This is a genomic window from Ancylobacter tetraedralis (assembly GCF_014195655.1).
Classification (GTDB): domain Bacteria; phylum Pseudomonadota; class Alphaproteobacteria; order Rhizobiales; family Xanthobacteraceae; genus Ancylobacter; species Ancylobacter tetraedralis.
The window spans coordinates 162682-181873 of sequence record NZ_JACICD010000001.1 but is presented as its reverse complement, the minus strand read 5'-3'; the positions used below and the strand labels follow the sequence as shown (position 1 = coordinate 181873).

General features: G+C 69.1%; 15 protein-coding genes. 7 read left to right on the top strand and 8 right to left on the bottom strand.

Annotated elements, in window-relative coordinates:
* Positions 1–5 precede the first annotated feature (5 nt).
* From FHS55_RS00850 to FHS55_RS00840, 3 genes are read right to left on the bottom strand one after another with little or no spacing between them, the layout of a single operon-like run.
* Positions 6–1607 carry an FAD-dependent oxidoreductase gene (locus FHS55_RS00850; protein WP_183187792.1) on the bottom strand — a complete coding sequence of 534 codons (1602 nt, stop codon included), beginning with the start codon at positions 1605–1607 and terminating at the stop codon, positions 6–8.
* The gene (locus FHS55_RS00845; RefSeq protein WP_183187791.1) at positions 1604–2878 is read right to left on the bottom strand and encodes a cystathionine gamma-synthase family protein; all 1275 of its coding nucleotides are present in this window, start codon (positions 2876–2878) and stop codon (positions 1604–1606) included. Before FHS55_RS00845 ends, FHS55_RS00850 begins: the two co-directional genes overlap by 4 nt.
* Entirely contained in the window at positions 2875–4227 is a 1353-nt protein-coding gene (locus tag FHS55_RS00840; protein ID WP_183187790.1) for an aromatic ring-hydroxylating oxygenase subunit alpha, read from the bottom strand. Before FHS55_RS00840 ends, FHS55_RS00845 begins: the two co-directional genes overlap by 4 nt.
* A gap of 103 nt (positions 4228–4330) precedes the next feature.
* On the opposite strand from FHS55_RS00840, the gene FHS55_RS00835 reads away from it, so the two are divergent.
* A complete protein-coding gene (locus FHS55_RS00835) occupies positions 4331–5335 on the top strand; it encodes a LysR substrate-binding domain-containing protein (RefSeq protein ID WP_210286803.1) in 1005 nt (334 codons plus the stop codon).
* 15 nt (positions 5336–5350) lie between these two features.
* Here the strand turns inward: FHS55_RS00835 and FHS55_RS00830 are convergent, their stop codons facing one another.
* The 3 genes from FHS55_RS00830 to FHS55_RS00820 all read right to left on the bottom strand — a co-directional run bounded on the left by FHS55_RS00830 (position 5351) and on the right by FHS55_RS00820 (position 8957).
* Entirely contained in the window at positions 5351–6439 is a 1089-nt protein-coding gene (locus FHS55_RS00830) for a hypothetical protein (RefSeq protein WP_183187788.1), read from the bottom strand.
* Positions 6433–7845, bottom strand: a complete 1413-nt coding sequence (locus tag FHS55_RS00825; protein ID WP_183187787.1) for a hypothetical protein — start codon at positions 7843–7845, stop codon at positions 6433–6435. Before FHS55_RS00825 ends, FHS55_RS00830 begins: the two co-directional genes overlap by 7 nt.
* A 125-nt stretch (positions 7846–7970) precedes the next feature.
* Entirely contained in the window at positions 7971–8957 is a 987-nt protein-coding gene (locus FHS55_RS00820; RefSeq protein WP_183187786.1) for a hydrogen peroxide-inducible genes activator, read from the bottom strand.
* 176 nt (positions 8958–9133) lie between these two features.
* Here FHS55_RS00820 and katG point away from each other — a divergent pair, with 176 nt between their 5' ends.
* From katG to FHS55_RS00790, 6 genes are all read left to right on the top strand, one after another.
* On the top strand, positions 9134–11311 hold the full coding sequence (katG, locus tag FHS55_RS00815; RefSeq protein ID WP_183187785.1) for a catalase/peroxidase HPI: 2178 nt from the start codon (positions 9134–9136) through the stop codon (positions 11309–11311).
* 525 nt (positions 11312–11836) lie between these two features.
* On the top strand, positions 11837–12985 hold the full coding sequence (locus FHS55_RS00810) for an ABC transporter ATP-binding protein (RefSeq protein WP_183187784.1): 1149 nt from the start codon (positions 11837–11839) through the stop codon (positions 12983–12985).
* Positions 12982–13908, top strand: coding sequence for a carbohydrate ABC transporter permease (locus FHS55_RS00805; RefSeq protein ID WP_183187783.1), 927 nt, complete (start codon positions 12982–12984; stop codon positions 13906–13908). The genes FHS55_RS00810 and FHS55_RS00805 overlap by 4 nt, the downstream gene beginning before the upstream one ends.
* Positions 13908–14771, top strand: coding sequence for a carbohydrate ABC transporter permease (locus tag FHS55_RS00800; protein WP_183187782.1), 864 nt, complete (start codon positions 13908–13910; stop codon positions 14769–14771). Before FHS55_RS00805 ends, FHS55_RS00800 begins: the two co-directional genes overlap by 1 nt.
* Before the next feature lie 62 nt (positions 14772–14833).
* On the top strand, positions 14834–16126 hold the full coding sequence (locus tag FHS55_RS00795) for an ABC transporter substrate-binding protein (RefSeq protein ID WP_183187781.1): 1293 nt from the start codon (positions 14834–14836) through the stop codon (positions 16124–16126).
* A gap of 70 nt (positions 16127–16196) precedes the next feature.
* Complete coding sequence (locus FHS55_RS00790; RefSeq protein WP_183187780.1) at positions 16197–16997, top strand: phosphodiesterase; 801 nt, start codon at positions 16197–16199, stop codon at positions 16995–16997.
* Positions 16998–17023: 26 nt separating this feature from the next.
* On the opposite strand, the gene FHS55_RS00785 is transcribed toward FHS55_RS00790, so the two are convergent.
* Together FHS55_RS00785 and FHS55_RS00780 are read right to left on the bottom strand one after the other, a co-directional pair.
* Positions 17024–18580, bottom strand: coding sequence for a UxaA family hydrolase (locus FHS55_RS00785; RefSeq protein ID WP_246339742.1), 1557 nt, complete (start codon positions 18578–18580; stop codon positions 17024–17026).
* A gap of 159 nt (positions 18581–18739) precedes the next feature.
* A partial coding sequence (locus FHS55_RS00780; protein ID WP_183187779.1) for a FadR/GntR family transcriptional regulator occupies positions 18740–19192 on the bottom strand: 453 nt, incomplete at its 5' end.

Genomic DNA, 19192 nt, shown 5'->3' with positions numbered 1-19192 from the left:
CATCCTCAATAGGGCATTCCGGCGCGGATCTGCTCATCCTCGCGCGCGGTGCCGATGTCGTCGTAGGAAATCCACTGCGTCACGATGCCGAACCACACGTTCCAGTTCTCCGTCATGTCCGCCGTCTCGTGACCGTCGGCGAGCACGGCGAGCGGCAGCGGGCGCACCGGGGCGCGATAGCCGGCGAGCGGGATGGAGGTGGCCGGCACCTCGCCGCCCAGCGCCATGGTCAGCGCCACCTGCTCGCGGCAGCGCCGCGCCTGGCAGGCGCCCATGCAGGCGCGGGTGAGGCGCTTGATCTGGTCCTGGTCGAGCGGGCCATCCTGCGCCAGCGTCGCGAGGTTGCGCCGGGCGATGGCGTTGGAGCTCCAGCCGAGATAGCGCGGCGGCTGCACGGCGAGCAGTTCGCCGCGCGTCACCTCCTCGCACAGGCACACCATCACCTCCGGCCCGCCGGTGGCGAGCAGCGCCCGCGTCCAGTCGAGCTGATAGGCGAGCGCATCGGGGCCCACCGGCCGGAAGACGGCCTCCGGCGCCTCCGCCGGGCGCCCGAGCGAGGCCAGCGCCGCACGCGCCGCGCTCCGTCCCGCCGCCGCGGCATCGCCGCCGAGGCCGGTGCAGTCGCCGGCGGCGAAGACATGCGCCAGAGAGGTCGCCCCCTGCGCGTCGACCACCGGCACGTGGCCACCGCGCTCGGGCACCATGGCGCGCGCGGCGCCGAGCACGTCGAACAGTTCGATCACCGGCACCGCGCCGACGGCGAGGCACACCGTGTCGCAGGCCAGCGTGCGGCGGCGCCCGGGCTCGGACGTCTCCACCAGAATGATGCCGGTGACGCCATCCGCGCCGCCCTCGGCCGCCAGCGGGACATGCGCGGTGATGATCTCGACGCCCTGCCCGGCCAGCGCGGCCAGCCGCGCGGCATCGCCCACCGGCGCGTCCCGCGCTTCCACCAGCGCCAGCACCTCCAGCCCGCGCGCGCGGGCAAGCTCGGCGGTGGCGATGGCGAGTTCTCCGCTGCCGAGGATGACGAGGCGCCGCCCGGCAAAGGCATCGTAGCGCACGAGCAGCGCGTGCAGGGCCTGCGCGCCCATCACGCCGGGCTGATCGGAGCCGGCAAAGGACAGGTTGAGATCGCGCGCGCCGGTGGCCAGGATCAATCGGTCGAAGCCCAGCGTCCAGCTGCGCGCCTCGTCGGCCAGGCCGATGACCCCGGTGGCGAGCGAGCGCAGCCCCGGCCCGTTCACCCAGGCGCCCCAGGCCGAGGTGGACAGGCGGACATCGACGCCGAGCTCGAAGGCTTCCGCCAGCGCTGGGTTGGATTCCAGCACGTGCTCGACGAGGCGCTCGGGCGTCTGCACCGCGCTGGTGGCGCGGCCACCGAAATGGAACGGCACGTCCATGCCGATCAGTCCGGGCGAGACCGGGTTTTCGTCGATCAGCACCACCTGCACGCCGGCGCGGGCGGCCTCGGTCGCGGCGGCGCAGCCGGCCGGGCCGGCGCCGATGACGACGAGTTCGGCATGCTCGTCCGGCGTCGCGGTCTTGCCGGCGATGGAATGGCGGTCGGGAGCGGGCAGGATCAGGCGGGTCTCGGGGCGGGTCATGGAATCGCGTCCAATGCTGAAGCGAGATCGGCGACGAGGTCATCCGGGTGTTCGATGCCGACCGAGATTCGCAGCGTCGCGTCGTCGACGCCCACCTCCGCGCGAATCTCCGGCGGCACGGAATAATGCGTGGTGGTGGCGGAATGGCAGATCAGGCTCTCGGTACCTCCGAGGCTGACCGCCATGCGGAACACCTGCAGGCGGTCGAGCATGGCGAAGGCCTCGCTTTCCCCGCCGCGTATGCGGAAGGAGAAGGTGGAGCCCGCGCCCGTGCATTGCCGGTCGAACACCGCGCGGGCGGGCGTGCCGGCTTTGAGGAAGCCGAGATAGCTCACACTCGCCACCTTGGCATGGTCGCGCAGGAAGGCCGCGACCACCGCCGCATTGGCATTGGCCCGGGCATTGCGCAGCGGGAAAGTCTCCAGCGAGCGCAGGGCGAGCCATGAGGTGAACGGGTCGAGATGCGTGCCGAGCAGCGTGCGCAGCCGCCGCAAGGGGCCGATGAGCGCGGCCGGGCCGGAGACCGCGCCGCCGATCAGGTCGCTGTGGCCGCCGGCATATTTCGTAAGCGAGGTCATGGACAGATCGGCGCCGTGGGCGAGCGGGGCCTGCAGCAGCGAGCCGAGGAAGGTGTTGTCCACCACCACGACCGGCCGCCGCCCGCCCTGCCGGGCGGCCAGTGCGTCGGCGGCGCGGGCGATCAGCGCGATATCGGCAATGCCGTTGGTCGGGTTGGCCGGCGTCTCCACGAAAATGAGGCCCACCGGCCCGTGAGCGGATGCCGTCTCGACGGCCTGCGCCACGCTCGCGTCATCGACGCCGTCGCCGATGGCGACCGCGGTGATGCCGAGCCCGGCCAGCGGACCGTGCAGCAGCCCATGCGTGCCGCCATAGAGCGGGCGCGTGTGCAGCACGCTGTCGCCGGGCTTGAGATGGGCGAGCAGCACGGCGGAAATCGCCGCCATGCCGGAGGCGAAGGCCGCCGCCTCCTCCGCCCCGTCCAGCGCGGCGAAGCGCTTTTCCAGCAGAGCGAGGCCCGGATGATCGAGCCGGGCATAGATGAAGCCCGCCTCGCGCCCGGGCGCCGCGCCGTCGAAATAGTCCCGATGCGCCTGCTTCGCCGCTGCCGCGGAGGGGTAGGCGAAGGTCGAGGTCAGAACGATCGGCGGCTTGACGGCGCCGAACGCATCCTGCGGATCATAGCCGTAGCCCACGGCCAGCGTGTCGGGGTGGCGAACACCCCGCACGTCGTCACTGCCACTCCCGCTCAAGCCCGGCCCGCCTCATGCCCGCCCGCCTCATGCCCAGCCTCATCGGCCGCCAGCCCCGGCGCGAAGGCCGGCTCCGCGTCGGCTTCGGCCGCCCCGGAAATGACGCCGCGCAGATCGATCGGCCGGCCGTCGACGCCGGTGCGGGCGGCGATGTAGTCCATCGCCTTGTCGCAGTACCAGTCGGTGAAGAGCAGCACGTAGGATTCATCCGTGGGGCTGTAGGGGCCCGGCACATAGCCGACCGAGTTGACGCCGCGCTGGTTGTTCTCGACGAGGTCGCGGTCCTGGATGTTGGTCACGTTCCACAGCTGGGTAAGCTTCTCGACGTCATAGTCGACGCCTTCCACCGCATCCTTGTGCACCAGCCACTTGCACGTCACCAGCGTCTCGCCGGTAGCGGTCGGCATGGCGCTGAAATAGACCGTGGTGTCGGCGGTGGAATGGCAGAAGCTGTGCGGCTCCACGGCCCAGCGCAGCGAGCCGACATCCGGCTCATCGCCGGCGATCATCAGCTTGGTGCAGGCGAGCGCGCCATCAATGGTGAGCGAGAGGTGGCCCTCGTTGAGCGGGAAGCGCTCGATCTGCCACCACGGGCCGATGAAGGGCCCCTTGCCGAGCCCCGCCGCTTCCAGCCGGGCGGCAAAGGCGGCATGGCGCGGGTCGCCCTCCACCTCGAAATGCCCGCCGGAGGCTTCCTCGATCGGGAAGGTCAGGCACAGTTCGGGATGGCCGACGCCGCAGTGATAACACTCGCGGGCATTTTCCATCACCAGCTTCCAGTTGCCTTTCTCGACCAGCGTGTTCTGGAAGGCGAGCTTGGCCTCCTCCAGCCGGTGGGGCGCGAGCAGCGGCTCCAGCTCGCGCCGGAAGCGGGCGAAGGCCGGCGGCTTTTCAGCGAGGCACACGAACAGCGCGCCGGCGACATTCTCCACATGCACGGGCCGGAGGCCGTGCTCGGCGGGGTCGAACGTCTCGGGCATGTGGCGGGCATGGACCAGCGAGCCGTCGAGATCATAGACCCACTGGTGATAGGGGCAGGTCAGGCGCCCGCGCGCGCCGGTGCCCTCGGCGCAGATCTGCGCGCCGCGATGGCGGCAGGAATTGTAGAAGGCGCGATAGACGCCCTCGCGATCGCGGGTGATCACCACCGGCGAGCGGCCGACCGTGAGCGCCATGTAGCCGCGCGGCTGGGGAATCTCGCAGGTGAAGCCCGCGAGAATCCACGACTGGCCGAAAATGGCGTCGAGATCGAACGCATAGACGTCCGGGCTGTTATAGAGTTCCTGCGGCAGCGAATAACCCGGCCTGCGCTCGTTGATGAGCGCCCGGATCCGTTCCAGATCAAGCATGGCTGTTCCCCTTTTGCGCGATCTTGGCATCGGGCCTGGAACGGTTCAAATTACGTTTTTAGATAGACCTATCGCATGTAGGCAAAGGTCCGGAGGCAGAGGCTTGGGCGGCAAAGGTTCGGCGTTTCCTCGTCCCGACGCGGCGGACGCCGCGCGGCTTCCCGAGGCCGCCGAGCCGGATGGCGGGCGGGTGTGGCTGCCGCTCAACGCGCTTCGGGCCTTCGAGGCGGTCGGCGGGCGGCTCAGCTTCACCGGCGCGGCGGCGGCGCTGCATATCTCGCAGAGCGCCCTGAGCCGGCATGTCGGGCGACTGGAGGAATATCTCGGCTGCCGGCTGCTGGACCGGCGGGCGCAGGGCATGGCGCTGACCGCCGCCGGCGCGGCGCTGCTGCCGGTGGTGGCCGATTCCTTCGACCGCATCGAAGAAACCATGAAGATGCTGCGGCGCGATCCCGGCCATGCCGGGCGCGTGCTCAAGATCCACATGCCCCCGACCTTCCTGCATGTGGCGGGACTGACGCTGCTGGCCGAATTCCGCCGTGCCTTTCCGGGCCTGCCGATCGACGTGTCGAGCAGCAACGGCATCGGACTGCCGGCGGGGCGCAGCGTCGATCTCGCGGTCGTGTTCGACAGGCCGCATCTGGGCGACGCCATCCGCGATCCTTTATGGATGGTCAGCCAGACGCCGGCCTGCACGCCAGAGATCGCGGCGCGGGCGGAGGGGCTCGATCTCGCCGAATTTCTGCGCAGCACCGAATTGCTGCACGTCAAGCTGGAGGGCGAGCCCTACAGCACGTTCTGGTCCGTCTATGCCCGCCATAACGGGCTCGATATCGGCGTGCAGCGCGGGCTCGCCTTCGAATCCGAGGTGCTGGCGGTGCAATGCGCGGTGGCGGGCGGCGGCGTGACGCTGGTCGATCCCGACATGTTCGCGGCCGACATCGCCGGCGGCCGGCTGGTGACGCCCTTCCCGGACACGACCTGCGCGAGCGGGTTCGGCTATTACCTCACCGTGCATCCCGACGACATGGTCGACCCCGCCGTCGCGCTGTTCCGCTCCTGGGTGGTGCGCCGCTATACGCAGGCGCCCTCCGACGACCCTGTCTGAGGCGCGTCCGCGCCGTCAGTAAAGCCCGCCACCCGACGCCGAGCCCATGTCGAACGGCACGGGCGCGCGGGCCGGTTCATTCATCGCGAAAGGTTCGTGCTTCGCGGCCGGCGGCGCGCCGTTTGCGACAGCAGCCCGGGCGGGCATGGTTCGGGTAGCCGGCTTGGGAGGCGCTTCCTTCGCAGAAACGTCCTTGGCCCCCGTCTTGGTCGCCGTCTTTTCCGCCGTCTTGGCCACCGTACCGGGCGGATTCGGGACCGGAAGCGGCGCGGGAGCCGGCGCGTCGAGCGAGCCGGCCTTGAGCAGCGGATCCGTCGCGGCGCGCACGGTCATCACCTTGACCGTCGGCGCGGCGACGGTCGGCACGGCCGGGGACTCGGTGGCGATCGCGACCATGGCGGGTTTGGGCGACAGCCGGGACATGTCCTTCTGCCCCGACGACGCGACGCCCTGCGGCGCGCCACCCGCTGGCGGTGCCGAGGCCTGCGGGGCATTGACCGGCTGGGTTTTGGCGGGCGGGGCGTCGGCGGGCGTGACCTCCACCGGGGGCGTATCGACCCGCCGCGCATCGACCGAGATGGTCGCGAGCCGCCAATTGCCGCCAACCGCCTCGAAGCCGAGGTCGAAGCCGATGCGCAGGGGCGTGGTGGGGAAGAAGCCGACCAGCCGCAACACGCCGTCCGCGTCGACGGCGGGCGCGCGGGCGAGCTTGGCGTCAAGCAGCAGCACGGCGGCGAAATCCAGCGAATTGTCGCGCCACGCCCGGAAGCGGTCGGCCAGTTCCGCCGCGTTGTAGTTCTCGCGGAAGGCCGGCGCGCCGAGGTCGCGCAGCACGGAATAATTGCCGGTGACATTGGCCTGGTTCACCGCGGCGAGCGTTCCGCGCAGCAGCGCGAGCAGAACCGGCGCCGGCGGAACCTGCAGCGCCCCACCCGATGCCGAGACCGGCGCGAGGACGGGCGCGGTGCTCGCGGCGACGGGATTGGCGGGCGATGGCGCGGCCGAGGTGGCGAAGCCGGCGGGCAGCGCGGTCAGAGCCGGTGGCACCAGCATGAGCCCAAAGGCCACGGCGAGGGCGATCGTCGAGGGGCGAACGCTCACCATGCCATGACAAGCCCCGCCTTGCCGCCGATCGTGCCCTCCTTCAGGCCGAATCCGATGCCGCCGGTAAAGAACAGCGTGTCGTCCATCAGCCGGGCGATGCCGGACAGCGCCATGGCATTCTGCCCGCCGAACGTGCCCCATTGCGCGCTCAGCGCCATATCCTTGCCGGCCGGCAGGTTCGGCGTGTCCATGGCCATCGCCATGGCGACGCCTTCCTGCACACGATCGAGCTGCTGATAGACGCCGTCGAGATTGTAGAGGTCGCCGAGCGAGGCCGAGGCGAGGTTGCCCGCGGCATCGGTCGTCACCACCTGCACCGCGCCGGACTGCGCCGCTCGGCTGGCCGACGAGGTGAGGCCCGGCATCGTATAGGTGCTGGAGGCCGTGCCGAGCGCCACCTGGTTGGCGCGCGTGGTGGTCGCGCCACTGCCGATGGCGGTCGAACTCTCGAACGAGGCGTTGGCGCCGTTGCCCACCGCCGTGCCATAGGCCGCCGAGGCATTGGCGCTCTGGCCGACCGCGGTCGAGCCTTGCGACGCGGCGATGGAGCCCTGGCCGAGCGCGGTGGAGTTGACGCCGTTGGCGGTGGAATTCCAGCCGAGCGCCGTCGAGTTCGCGGCATTGGCGGCAGCGATGCTGCCGACGGCGGTGGAGCCCTGCGCGTTGGCCGTGGCGTTCTGGCCCAGCGCCGTGGAGCTCACCCCATTGGCGATGGCCTGCTGGCCGAGCGCGGTGGAACCCGTGCCGTTGGCCGTGGCGCCCTGCCCGACCGCGGTGGATTGCTCGGCGCTGGCGCTCGCCCCCTGGCCGAGGGCGGTGGCCGCGCTGGCATTGGCCTGCGCGCCATAGCCGAAGGCGGAGGCGTTGGTGCCCTGCGCGGCGGCACCCGAGCCAACCGCCGTGGTGTAATCGAGATTGGCGGTGGCGCCCTGCCCGATCGCGGTGGCGTTCAGCCCGTTGGCGCTCGATCCCTGACCGACAGCGGTGGCGGCCACGGCGTTCGCGCTGGCCTCGGTGCCCACCGCCGTGGTCTGGTCGGCATTGGCGGCGGCGCTGCGGCCGACCGCCGTGGAGGACGCGCCATTGGCCGCGCTGTTTTGCCCGATGGCGGTGGAGGACACGCCGTTGGCGACGGAAAGCTGGCCGAACGCGCTGGAATTCGTGCCAAACGCCTTGGCGCCCTGCCCGACGGCCGTGGCGCTCGCCTGTGTCGCCTCGGCACTTTCACCGATGGCGGTGGAATCCGTGCCGGTGGCCGATCCCGCGCAGCTCAGCGCCGTGGCGGTGAGGTCGCAGGCAATGTCGGCCGCCTGTGCGGGAAACGCGAGCAGAACCGCGAGTACGGCAAGCGAGGGGCGCAGCCATCTTCCACTTCCGCGCCCGGCTCGCTGCGGTCTCGTCAGCATGTTCGCGTCGTCCCGCTCGAATGACCGCCGAGCCCCGGCATCGGGGCCAAACCTCGCGCGAGCATGCGTGCGTCATGGTTAACGAAGGGTAAAAGTCGCGCTGGCGGGCCGCCCGGGCAGGGGCATCAGCCGTGCGGCAGATCCCGCAGCGCAAGCTCCGCCCCACCCTCGGCCCCACTTTCCAAAACGCCGGCCTTCGGCCCCATGCCGGCGCTTCGCGTGCCAACGAGGCCGATATCGCGCACGATGCCGGCAATGTGCTGGAACTGCTCGGCCAGCGGATTGCTCTTGCGCCAGACCATGCCGACCGTGCGATAGGGACGCGGCTGCGGCAGCCGGGCGACCGAGACGAAAGCCGAGCGCGTTTCCACCGGCACCGCCATTCGCGGCACCAGCGTGACGCCGATCCCGGCGCCCACCATCTGCACCAGCGTGGTCAACGAACTGCCTTCCATGAGGTCGCGTGCGGCACTGGAGGGCATGTTGCAGAAGGAAATCGCCTGCTCGCGGAAGCAATGTCCTTCTTCCAGCAGCAGCAGGCGCATCTCGCGCAGCATGTCGGAACTGGGCACCGGCTTGTCCGCGTCCTCGCGCGGGCGCACCAGAATGAATTCCTCGTCGAACAGGGCATATTCGGCCAGCGCCGGCTCCGACACCGGCAGGGCGACGATCGCGGTGTCGAGCCGCCCCTCCACCAGCCCCTCGATCAGCTTCTGCGTCACCATTTCGCGCGGGCGCACGTCCAGTTCGGGGAAACTCACCGCCAGACGCTGGATGACCATCGGCAACAGATAGGGCGCCACGGTGGGAATCACGCCGATGCGCAGGCGCCCGGCCAGCGGCCCGTGCGAGGCGCGGGCCAGAGCGTGAAGTTCGTCCACCGCCCTCAGGATCTCGCGCGCGCGAACCGCGAAATCCTCGCCGAGCGGGGTGAGGCGGATACGCCGCGAGCCCCGCTCCACGAGCGGTGCGCCGAGAAGTTCCTCAAGCTCTTTCATCTGCAGGGAGAGCGCGGGTTGCGAGATGGCGCAAGCCTCGGCCGCGCGCCCGAAATGGCCATGCTGGGCCAGCGCCTCGAAATAGCGCAGATGCTTCATGGAGATCTCGGTCATAAGTTCTTCATATCGCGATGATTAGAAAATGCAAATTTTCATTATGATGTTTCTGAAGTAGACGTCTGCGGCAGACGGAATTCGACGCCGCCGACCGTGCGATTGGAAGCGACGGCGCGGTGGGCGGCGGGTGCATCGTTGAGCGCGCAAGCGCGCAGTCACTGGCGGAGAGCAGAATGGACGACATAACGAAGAAGCCGGCCGGCAAATGCCCGGTTCTGCATGGTGCGATCACCGAGACCGGCCAGTCCAACACGGATTGGTGGCCGAAATCCCTCAACCTCGACATCCTGTCCCAGCATGACACCAAGACCAACCCGCTGGGCCGGGAGTTCAACTACCGCGAAGCGGTCAAGACACTCGATTTCGAGGCGCTGAAGAAGGACCTCCACGCCCTGATGACCGACAGCCAGGATTGGTGGCCGGCGGACTGGGGGCATTATGGCGGCCTGTTCATCCGCATGACCTGGCACGCGGCCGGCTCCTATCGCCTCGCCGACGGGCGCGGTGGCGCCGGCACCGGCAACCAGCGCTTCGCCCCGCTGAATTCCTGGCCGGACAATGCCAGCCTCGACAAGGCCCGCCGCCTGCTGTGGCCGATCAAGAAGAAGTACGGCAACAAGCTGAGCTGGGCGGACCTCATCGCCTATGCCGGCACGGTGGCCTATGAGTCCTTCGGCCTGAAGACCTTCGGCTTCGGCTTCGGCCGCGAGGATATCTGGCACCCCGAGAAGGACGTCTACTGGGGCGCCGAGAAGGAATGGCTCGCGCCCAGCGACGAGCGCTACGAGAATGTCGACGTTCCCTCGACGATGGAAAACCCGCTCGCCGCCGTGCAGATGGGCCTCATCTACGTCAATCCCGAGGGCGTGAACGGCAAGCCGGACCCGCTGAAGACCGCCGCGCAGGTGCGCGAGACCTTCGCCCGCATGGCGATGGACGACGAGGAAACCGTCGCCCTCACCGCCGGCGGCCACACGGTCGGCAAGACCCACGGTAATGGCAGCGCCACGGTGCTCGGCCCGAGCCCGGAAGGCGCGGATGTCGAGGAGCAGGGCCTGGGCTGGCACAACCCGGACCAGGGCGGCAAGGCCAGCCGCGCCGTCACCAGCGGCCTCGAAGGCGCCTGGACCACCCACCCCACCAAATGGGACAACGGCTTCTTCGAGATGCTGTTCAACCATGAATGGGAGCTGCGCAAGAGCCCGGCGGGCGCCTGGCAGTGGGAGCCGATCAACATCCGGGAAGAGAATCGGCCGGTCGACGCCAGCGACCCCTCGATCCGCCACAACCCGATGATGACCGACGCCGACATGGCGATGAAGGTCGACCCGATCTATCGGGAAATCTCGCTGCGGTTCAAGAACGACCCGGCCTATTTCTCCGAGGTGTTCGCCCGCGCGTGGTTCAAGCTGACGCATCGCGATCTCGGCCCGAAGGCGCGCTATCTCGGCCCGGACGTGCCGGCCGAAGACCTGATCTGGCAGGACCCGGTTCCGGTCGGCCCCACCGGCTATGACATCGTCGCGGTGAAGGCCAAGATCCTCAACAGCGGCCTGACCATCGGCGAACTCGTGTCGACCGCGTGGGACAGCGCCCGCACCTTCCGCCACTCCGACAAGCGCGGCGGCGCCAATGGCGCGCGCATCCGCCTCGCCCCGCAGAAGGACTGGGAAGGCAACGAGCCGGCCCGCCTCGCCAAGGTGCTCGGCGTTCTGGAGCCGATCGCGGCGGAGACCGGCGCCAGCGTCGCCGACGTCATCGTGCTGGCCGGCAATGTCGGCGTCGAACTGGCGGCGAAGGCCGCGGGCTTCGACGTGACCGTGCCGTTCTCGCCCGGCCGCGGCGATGCCACGGACGCCGAGACCGATGCCGCCTCGTTCAGCGTGCTGGAGCCGATCCATGACGGTTTCCGCAACTGGCTGAAGAAGGACTACATCGTCACCCCGGAGGAGCTTCTGCTCGACCGTGCGCAGCTTCAGGACCTCACGGCCCCGGAACTGACCGTGCTGCTCGGCGGCCTGCGCGTGCTGGGCGCCAATCACGGCGGCTCCAAGCACGGTGTGTTCACCGATCGCGAAGGCGCGCTGACGAACGACTTCTTCGTCAACCTGACCGACATGAACAACGCGTGGAAGAAGGCGGGCAACGGCCTCTACGAGATCCGTGACCGCAAGACCGACGCGCTGAAGTGGACCGCCACCCGCGTGGACCTCGTGTTCGGCTCGAACTCGATCCTGCGCGCCTATGCCGAGGTCTATGCCCAGGACGACGCCGGCGAGAAGTTCGTGCACGACTTCGTGGCCGCCTGGGCCAAGGTCGCCAACGCCGATCGCTACGACCTGCTGGCCTGACGCGAGAAATCCTCCCCCGCGCTCCCAAGCGGCGCGGGGGAGGGCTCAGCTTGCCTGCCCCCCGATCCGCATCCACCCCCCCACCCGCGCGCCAGACAGCCCTGCGAGGGCCCATGTCTGCCGCGCCCTTCCGGGCTCCATCCTTTACCGGCCGATGCAAGCCGGGGCGCCGCACCTCTGGCGGCGCCCGCGTTGATGCGTGAACCGTCCCTGCGAGCCGAACGGCGCGGCCCCCGAAGCCCCGTCTGAACGACAGACTCCACCGATACCCTTCCTTCGCCGGCTTCGCGTGTCCGACAATGGACGACGGGCATGACCCAGCGTGAGTATCGACAAAAGTCTGATATCGACGCCGAAGTGAAAATCCTGCGCGCCGTGCGAAGCGGAAAATGTAGATAATCACGGCGGCAGACGTTTGAACGATTCACGCAGACGATCCACGGATTGTCACGCGCCGTTCTACGGAATGTCATGCCTCTGTCGCACAACGGGACAAAGACGCGCCTCTGAAACCGGGAGCGCGGCATGACACCCCAATCACTTGACCTGGTCGGGATCGGCAAAAGCTTCGGCGGCGCCGATGTGCTGGAAAACATCGATCTTGCCATCCGGCCCGGCGAGTTCCTCTCGCTGGTCGGCGCGTCCGGCTGCGGCAAGTCCACCCTGCTGCGCATCATCGCCGGGCTGGAGACGCCGGATCGCGGCTCGGTGGCGATCGGCGGGCAGGACGTGACCGAGGTCGATCCGAGCGACCGCAACATCGCCATGGTGTTCCAGAGTTACGCGCTCTACCCGCACATGAGCGTGCGCCAGAACATCGCGACGCCGCTCCGGATGCGCCGCCTGCCGCTGGCGGCACGACTGCCGGCGATCGGCCGGCTGGTGCCGGGGCTGGAGGCGACCCGGCGCGAGATCGCCAGCGCCGTGGAAGACGCCGCCGAGGCGCTGCAGATCCGCCCGTTGCTGGACCGCAAGCCGGCTCAGCTTTCCGGCGGCCAGCGCCAGCGTGTCGCGCTGGCGAGGGCGTTGGTGCGCGCACCCGCCGCCTTCCTGATGGACGAGCCGCTGTCGAATCTCGACGCCAAGCTGCGCGCCCATATGCGCGAGGAACTGGCCGGCCTGCATCGCCGGCTCGGCGCCACCTTCGTCTACGTCACCCACGATCAGACCGAGGCGATGACGATGTCCGACCGGGTGGCGTTGATGGAGGCCGGGCGCATCCTGCAGCTGGGCACGCCGGCCGAACTCTATGAGCGACCCGCCTCGCTCGGCGTGGCGCGCTTCATCGGCACGCCGGCCATTAATCTTCTCCCGGTCGAGATCGACGGCACGGGCCGCATTTCCGGCCTCGGGCGTGATCTTGGCCTCGAGGCGCCGCAGGGCAAGCGCGGGCCGGCGACGCTCGGACTGCGCCCGGAGGATCTGCGCTTCGTCGCCAATGGCTCGCCCGCCCGCATCCTGCGCACCGAGCATCATGGCGCCGATCGCTATGTGACGCTCGAAATCCTCGATCGATCCGCGCCCACCCTCACCCTGCGCCAGCGCGCCGACGAGGAGCCGATTCCCGGAGCGGACGGCACGGTGGCGCTGGGCTTCCATGCCGGGCGCGCGCATCTGTTCGGCGCCGACGGCGCGCGGCTCGCGCTGCGCGAGCGGCGGCAGGCGGCGGCATGAGCGCGCTCGATCTCGTTCTTCCCTCCACCGGCGCGGCCGCCACACGCCGCTCGCGGGCCGAACGGCGGATGATGCGCCGGGGGCTCGTATTCGCGGCGCCGGCGGCGCTGCTGCTGCTGGCGACCTATATCGTGCCGCTCCTCGTGCTGGGCGGCTTCAGCCTGACCGACTACAAGCTCGGCGCCGTCTCCACCCGTTTCATCGGGCTGGAGAACTTCGTGCAGGCGTTCCACGACCCGGTATTCCGGCGCGCCCTCGCAAACACCATGCTCTATGCGGTGATCGTCATTCCCTGCGGCGTCGGCCTCGCACTGGGCGTGGCGCTGCTGGTGCAGGGGCGCCGGCGCAGCCGCCCCTTCTGGGAGATCGCGTATTTCCTGCCCGTCACGGCGACGCTGGTCGCCATGGCGACCGTCTGGCAGTTCCTGCTGCACCCCTCGCTCGGCCCGGTGAACGCGGCGATACGGGCGCTGGGCTATGCGCCGGTGTCCTTCCTGGCGACGCCCTCGCTGATGATCCCGACCCTGGCGGTGATCGGCATCTGGCAGGTGCTCGGCTTCAACATGGTGCTGTTCCTCGCGGGCCTGACCGGCATCCCGAAGGACCTGAATGAGGCCGCCCGGCTCGACGGCGCGAAGAGCCCGATCGACCGCTTCCTGACCGTGACATGGCCAATGCTGGGGCCAACGACGATGTTCGTGGTGGTCACGACCTCCATCACCGCCTTCAAGGTGTTCGAGACCGTGGCCGTGCTCACCAAGGGCGGCTCGGGCTCGGAGACGCTGCTCTACGCGCTCTATCTCGAAGGCTTCGAGTACTCGGAAACCGGCTACGCCGCGGCGCTGACCCTGCTGTTCCTCGCGCTCATCCTCATCCTGTCGATCTGGCAGACGCTCCATCTCGACCGCAAGGTGCATTACTGATGGTCGCCGCGCCCCGCCGCCTGCCGTCCCGCCGCCTGCTTGCACGCTTGCTTGCACGCCTGCTGCCCCATGCCGTGCTGGCGCTCGGCGCGGGGGTGATGCTGCTGCCGTTCTACTGGATGGTGCTCACCTCGATCCGCCCGCCGGCGGAGATCTTCAACGTCTCGCTCTGGCCGATCCCCGAGAATTTCGCCGGCGTCGCGAACTATGCCCGCGCCGCCGCGCAGGCGCCGATGGCGCGCTTCATGCTCAACGGCCTCATCGTCTGCGCGGGCATCCTCGTGGTGCAGGTGGCCACCGCCGTGCCGGCTGCCTATGCGCTCGCCAAGCTGCGCTTTCCCGGCCGAAGGTTGCTGCTCGCGGTAGTGATCGCGGCGCTGTGCGTGCCGATCCAGGCGCTGGCGCTGCCGCTCTTCGTGGGTCTGGCGAAGGTGCAGTTGCTCAACACCTATTTCGCGCAGATGGCGCCGTTCTTCCTCTCCGTCTTCGCCATCTTCCTGTTCCGCCAGTCCTTCCGCTCCTATCCCGACGAGGTGATCGAGGCGGCGCGGCTCGACGGGTTCACCGAGATGGAAATCTGCTGGGGGCTGGTGATGCGCGGCTCGCTGCCCGCCCTCGCGGCCTTCTCGGTCTTCTCCATCGTGGCGCACTGGAACGATCTCTACTGGCCGATGATCGTGGTGTCCGACACCGCCCTCGCCCCGCCCCCGCTCGGCATGCTGCTGTTTTCCGATGCGGAATCGGGCGCCGACTACGGAGCGCTGATGGCCGGCGCCGCCATCGTCACCGCGCCGATGGTGCTGTGCTTCCTCATCGCCCGCCGCCACTTCATCGCCGGCATCACCATGACCGGCGTCAAGTAACGCGCCGGCAAGACGCCCGCCCCTCTCACCCCGTCAGCCCCCTTTGCGATAACGGAGACCCCATGTCGCTTTCGCACCGCCTCGCGGCCGGCGCCCTCGCGCTCAGCCTCGCCGCACCGGGCCTCGCCGTGCCGGCCTCGGCCGAGGACATCACCCTCAACGTGCTCTACAACCTGCCGGGCTTCACCCGCTTCCACCAGCCCCTCGCCGAGGAGTTCCAGAAGCGCAACCCGGACATCAAGATCAGCTTCCTCGCTCCGGCGCCGGGCTATAATGACGGCCACCAGCAGGTGCTGCGCGCCGCCGTGACCGGGCAGGCGCCGGACGTATTCTTCTCCGGCTACAACCTGCTGGGCGAACTGGTGCACACGCTTAAAGCCCGCGACCAGATTCTCAGCCTCGAACCGCTGATCGCGGCCGATGGCGGCGAGGCCTTCATGGACGCCAATTTCGCGCCGCAGATGGCCGCGCTCGGCAAGGTGGACGGCGTGCAGTATGGCCTGCCGGTCAACGCCTCCTCGCCGATCCTGTACATCAATGCCGATCTGGTGCGCAAAGCCGGCGGCGACCCCGACCACATGCCCACCACCTTCCCCGAGCTGATCGCGCTGGCCCGGAAGATCCATGAACAGGATCCCAAGGTCGCCGGCATGGCCTATGACATTGGCGGCTGGCCGGATGACTGGCTGTGGCAGTCGCTCGTCTTCGAGCAGGGCGGCGAGCTGGTCGACCCCAAGACCAACAAGGTGGCCTTCGACAACGAGATCGGCCTCACGGCGCTGAAATATACCCGTCAGTTCGTGACCGAGGGCGGGCAGCAGGTGCTGGACTGGGACCAGTCGCGCCAGCAGTTCGGGGCCGGCCTCACCGGCTTCGTCTTCTCTACCCCGGCGCATGTGCAGACCATCGAAGGACTGGTCGGCACCCGCTTCGAGCTGAAGACCGCGACCTTCCCGCTCGACAATAAGGAAAAGGGCGGCGTGCCCACCGGTGGCAATGCGGCGGTGATCCTCACCCAGGACAAGGCCAAGCAGGCGGCCGCCTGGAAATACCTGAAATGGGTGACCGGGCCCGAGGCGCAGAACATCATCGTGCGCATCACCGGCTACCTCCCCACCAACAAGCGCGCCACCGGCCCGGATTATCTGGCGCCCTATTACGCCGAGCATCCCAATGTCGCCACCGCCGCCCGGCAGGCCGACAAGTCGCGGCCCTGGGCCGGCTATCCCGGCGGCGATTCCGTGCGCATCTGGCGCACGCAGCGCGACATCATCGGTACCGTGATGCGCGGCGAGATCACCCCCGAGGAAGGGCTGAAGCAGATCGTCGACAAGACCAACGCCCTGATGAAGTGATCAGACCACGCGATCAAAGAAGAAGCGGAGCGGGGGCCGAGGCCCCCGCTTTCCCGTTGCGGAGCCGACAATGAAGATCATCCAGATCACCGATACCCATCTGGTCCCCCCCGGCGAGCGGCTCCACGGCCTCGATCCCGCGGACCAGCTGCGCCGCGCCGTCGCCGATATTGCGGCGCGCCATGCCGATGCCGACCTCCTCGTCATCACCGGCGACCTGTGCAATGACGGCGACCCGGAAGCCTACGCGCTGCTGCGCGAAATCCTCGGCTCGCTCGCCATGCCGGTGCGGCTGATGCTGGGCAATCACGACCGGCGCCCGGCCTTCCAGGCGGCATTCCCGCAGGCGCCGCGCGACGCAGCGGGCTACGTGCAGTCCTTCCTCGACACGCCCTTCGGCCGGCTTCTGTTCCTCGACACGCATGAGGCCGGCCTGATCGGCGGGCGCTATGGCGCGGACCGCCTCAAATTTCTCGACATGGCGCTGGCCGGGGCGGGCGAGGATCCCGTCACCCTGTTCATCCATCATCCGCCGGTGCCGGACGGGCTCGCGCATTTCCGGCATATCGGCCTGCACGACGCCGGGCCGTTGATGGCGCGGCTATGCGCCCATGTGGGCGGCGTGCGCCACATCGTGTTCGGCCATATCCACGTGCCGCTGGCCGGCACCTCGCCCGAGGGCTTCGCCTATAGTTCGGGGCAGGCCTGCGCGCACCGTTTCATCACCGATATCGACGAGCCCGCGCCGTGGTGGACCGGCGGCAATCCCTGCTACCGCATCCTCCTGCTGGACGAGCTGGGCTTTCGCGCCTACGCGGCCGAGGTCGGCCAGCCGCGGCTGGGGCGCGCGCCGGTCTGCGTCGGCCCATAGCCGCACCAGCGGGAGATCGGCGCGGCTCACATCACCGCGCCGATCTGCCAGGGCACGAACTCGTTGCGGCCATAGCCGAGCAGCTCGGACTTGGAGCGCCGGCCGGACGCGATGTCGAGCACCAGCTGGAAGATCTCGCGGCCCTTCTCCTCGATCGACACGCCGTCCAGCACGTCGCCGCAATTGATATCCATGTCCTCTTCCATCCGGGCGAAGAGGTCGGAATTGGTGGCGAGCTTGATCGAGGGGGTGGGCTTGCAGCCATAGGCCGAGCCGCGCCCGGTGGTGAAGCACAGCACATTCGCCCCACCCGCGACCTGGCCCGTCGCCGCGACCGGATCATAGCCCGGCGTGTCCATGTAGACGAAGCCGTGGCGGTCGATCCGCTCGGCATAGCGATAGACCCCGCGCAGGGTCGAGGTGCCGCCCTTGGCGACCGCGCCGAGCGACTTTTCCAGAATGGTGGTGAGCCCGCCCGCCTTGTTGCCGGGCGACGGGTTGTTATTGAGCTCGCCGCCGGAGCGGGCGGCATAGTCGGTCCACCACTCGATGAGATCGACGATCTTGCGCCCGACCGCCTCGCTCTCGGCGCGGCGGGTGAGCAGGTGCTCGGCACCGAAGATTTCCGGCGTCTCGGAGAGGATGGCGGTGCCGCCATGGCGCACGAGAAGGTCCACCGCCGCGCCCAGCGCCGGGTTGGCGGTGAGGCCGGAATAGCCGTCCGAGCCGCCGCATTGCAGCGCCAGCACCAGTTCGGAGGCCGGCACGGTCTCGCGGTGGACGGCGTTGGCGGCGGGCAGCATCTCGCGGATCCTGGCGACGCCGGCCTCGATCGACTTTCGGGTGCCACCGGTCTCCTGGATGGTCAGGCTCTGGAAATGCGGCCCCTCGACGATGCCGTATTCCTTCTTCAGCCGCCCGATCTGGAACACCTCGCAGCCCAGCCCGACCAGCAGCACGGCGGCGAAGTTCGGGTGGCTGGCATAGCCCCATTGGGTCCGGGCGAGAATATCGAACTCCTCGCCCTTCGCACCCATGCCGCAGCCCGTGCCGTGGGTGAAGGCGACGACGCCGTCGATATTGGGGTAGGCGTCCAGCATGCCGGAGCGAGTCACCGCGTCGGCGATGAACTCCGCCACCGTGGCCGAGCAGTTCACCGAGGACAGGATGCCGATATAGTTGCGCGTGCCGACCCGTCCATCGGCGCGGCGGAAACCCTCGAACGTGGCCGGCGCCTCGCCCGGCAGCAGGCCGCCATCGGGCTTCGCCTCGGACGCGAAGGCATAGTCGCGGGCGAATTCCTGCATCTGCACATTGTGTTCGTGCACCCAGTCGCCAGCGGCGATGTCGGCGCCGGCAAAGCCGATGATCTGGCCGAACTTGCGGATCGCCTCGCCCGCGGCGATCGGGGCAGCGGCGATCTTGTGGCCCTTGGGCACGTGCCGCAGCGCCACGATCCCCTCGGCCAGCGCGGTCCCGGCGGGGAGGCTGTCGACCGCGATGAGCACGTTGTCGGCCGCGTTGAGACGCAGCGTGCGCGGCGGGGTGGTCGAGCGAGTGGTGGTCATCGGTGCGGTGGTCATGAAGGTCAACCCGATCGGTGCCCGTTCCGGCACAGGCGCGGAGCCTCGCCGAAAGCCGGCCCGCCCTGCGGCGGGGAACTGTCTTTTATATATAAACGACCGGCTGCGAGCGACAGTGTCAACGTGATTTTTCGTGTTCTCCCGAGGCCCGCCGCGGCGTCAGCGCGGCTCGCTCTCGATCCAGCGGCGCTTGGATTCCTCCAGATGCGCGTGCATCCGCACCTGCGCCAGCGGCACGTCATGCGCTTCCAGCGCGGCGAGGATGGCCTCGTGCTCGGCCAGCGCATGGCGCCAGGTGGCCGGCGTGTCGAAATGCGCGCGAAACTTGGACGAGATGGGGCTGTGGCGCTCGTCGAACAATTCCCCGACCAGGCGGACGATCACGCTGTTGCCGGTCTGCGCGGCGATGGCGAGATGGAATTGCCGGTCATGTTCCAGCGGCTTGCGGCCTTCCTCGATATCCGCCCGCATCGCCTCCAGAGTCAGCTTGAGGCCGCGCAACGTCGCGGTGGTGAATCGGGCGCCGGCCAGGCCGATCACGGCCGCCTCCACCGTCGCCCGCGCCTCCATCAATTCGACCGCGCTCTCCCCCGTCGCCGCCTGCGACAGCGC

Bases quoted from the DNA above. Each gene is read 5' to 3' on its own strand.
- FHS55_RS00785 (WP_246339742.1), bottom strand. From the start codon at position 18,580: ATGACCACCGCACCGATGACCACCACTCGCTCGACCACCCCGCCGCGC.
- FHS55_RS00805 (WP_183187783.1), top strand. From the start codon at position 12,982: ATGAGCGCGCTCGATCTCGTTCTTCCCTCCACCGGCGCGGCCGCCACA.
- FHS55_RS00825 (WP_183187787.1), bottom strand. From the start codon at position 7,845: ATGCTGACGAGACCGCAGCGAGCCGGGCGCGGAAGTGGAAGATGGCTG.
- FHS55_RS00800 (WP_183187782.1), top strand. From the start codon at position 13,908: ATGGTCGCCGCGCCCCGCCGCCTGCCGTCCCGCCGCCTGCTTGCACGC.
- FHS55_RS00850 (WP_183187792.1), bottom strand. From the start codon at position 1,607: ATGACCCGCCCCGAGACCCGCCTGATCCTGCCCGCTCCCGACCGCCAT.
- katG (WP_183187785.1), top strand. From the start codon at position 9,134: ATGGACGACATAACGAAGAAGCCGGCCGGCAAATGCCCGGTTCTGCAT.
- FHS55_RS00840 (WP_183187790.1), bottom strand. From the start codon at position 4,227: ATGCTTGATCTGGAACGGATCCGGGCGCTCATCAACGAGCGCAGGCCG.
- FHS55_RS00820 (WP_183187786.1), bottom strand. From the start codon at position 8,957: ATGACCGAGATCTCCATGAAGCATCTGCGCTATTTCGAGGCGCTGGCC.
- FHS55_RS00810 (WP_183187784.1), top strand. From the start codon at position 11,837: ATGACACCCCAATCACTTGACCTGGTCGGGATCGGCAAAAGCTTCGGC.
- FHS55_RS00795 (WP_183187781.1), top strand. From the start codon at position 14,834: ATGTCGCTTTCGCACCGCCTCGCGGCCGGCGCCCTCGCGCTCAGCCTC.
- FHS55_RS00790 (WP_183187780.1), top strand. From the start codon at position 16,197: ATGAAGATCATCCAGATCACCGATACCCATCTGGTCCCCCCCGGCGAG.
- FHS55_RS00830 (WP_183187788.1), bottom strand. From the start codon at position 6,439: ATGGTGAGCGTTCGCCCCTCGACGATCGCCCTCGCCGTGGCCTTTGGG.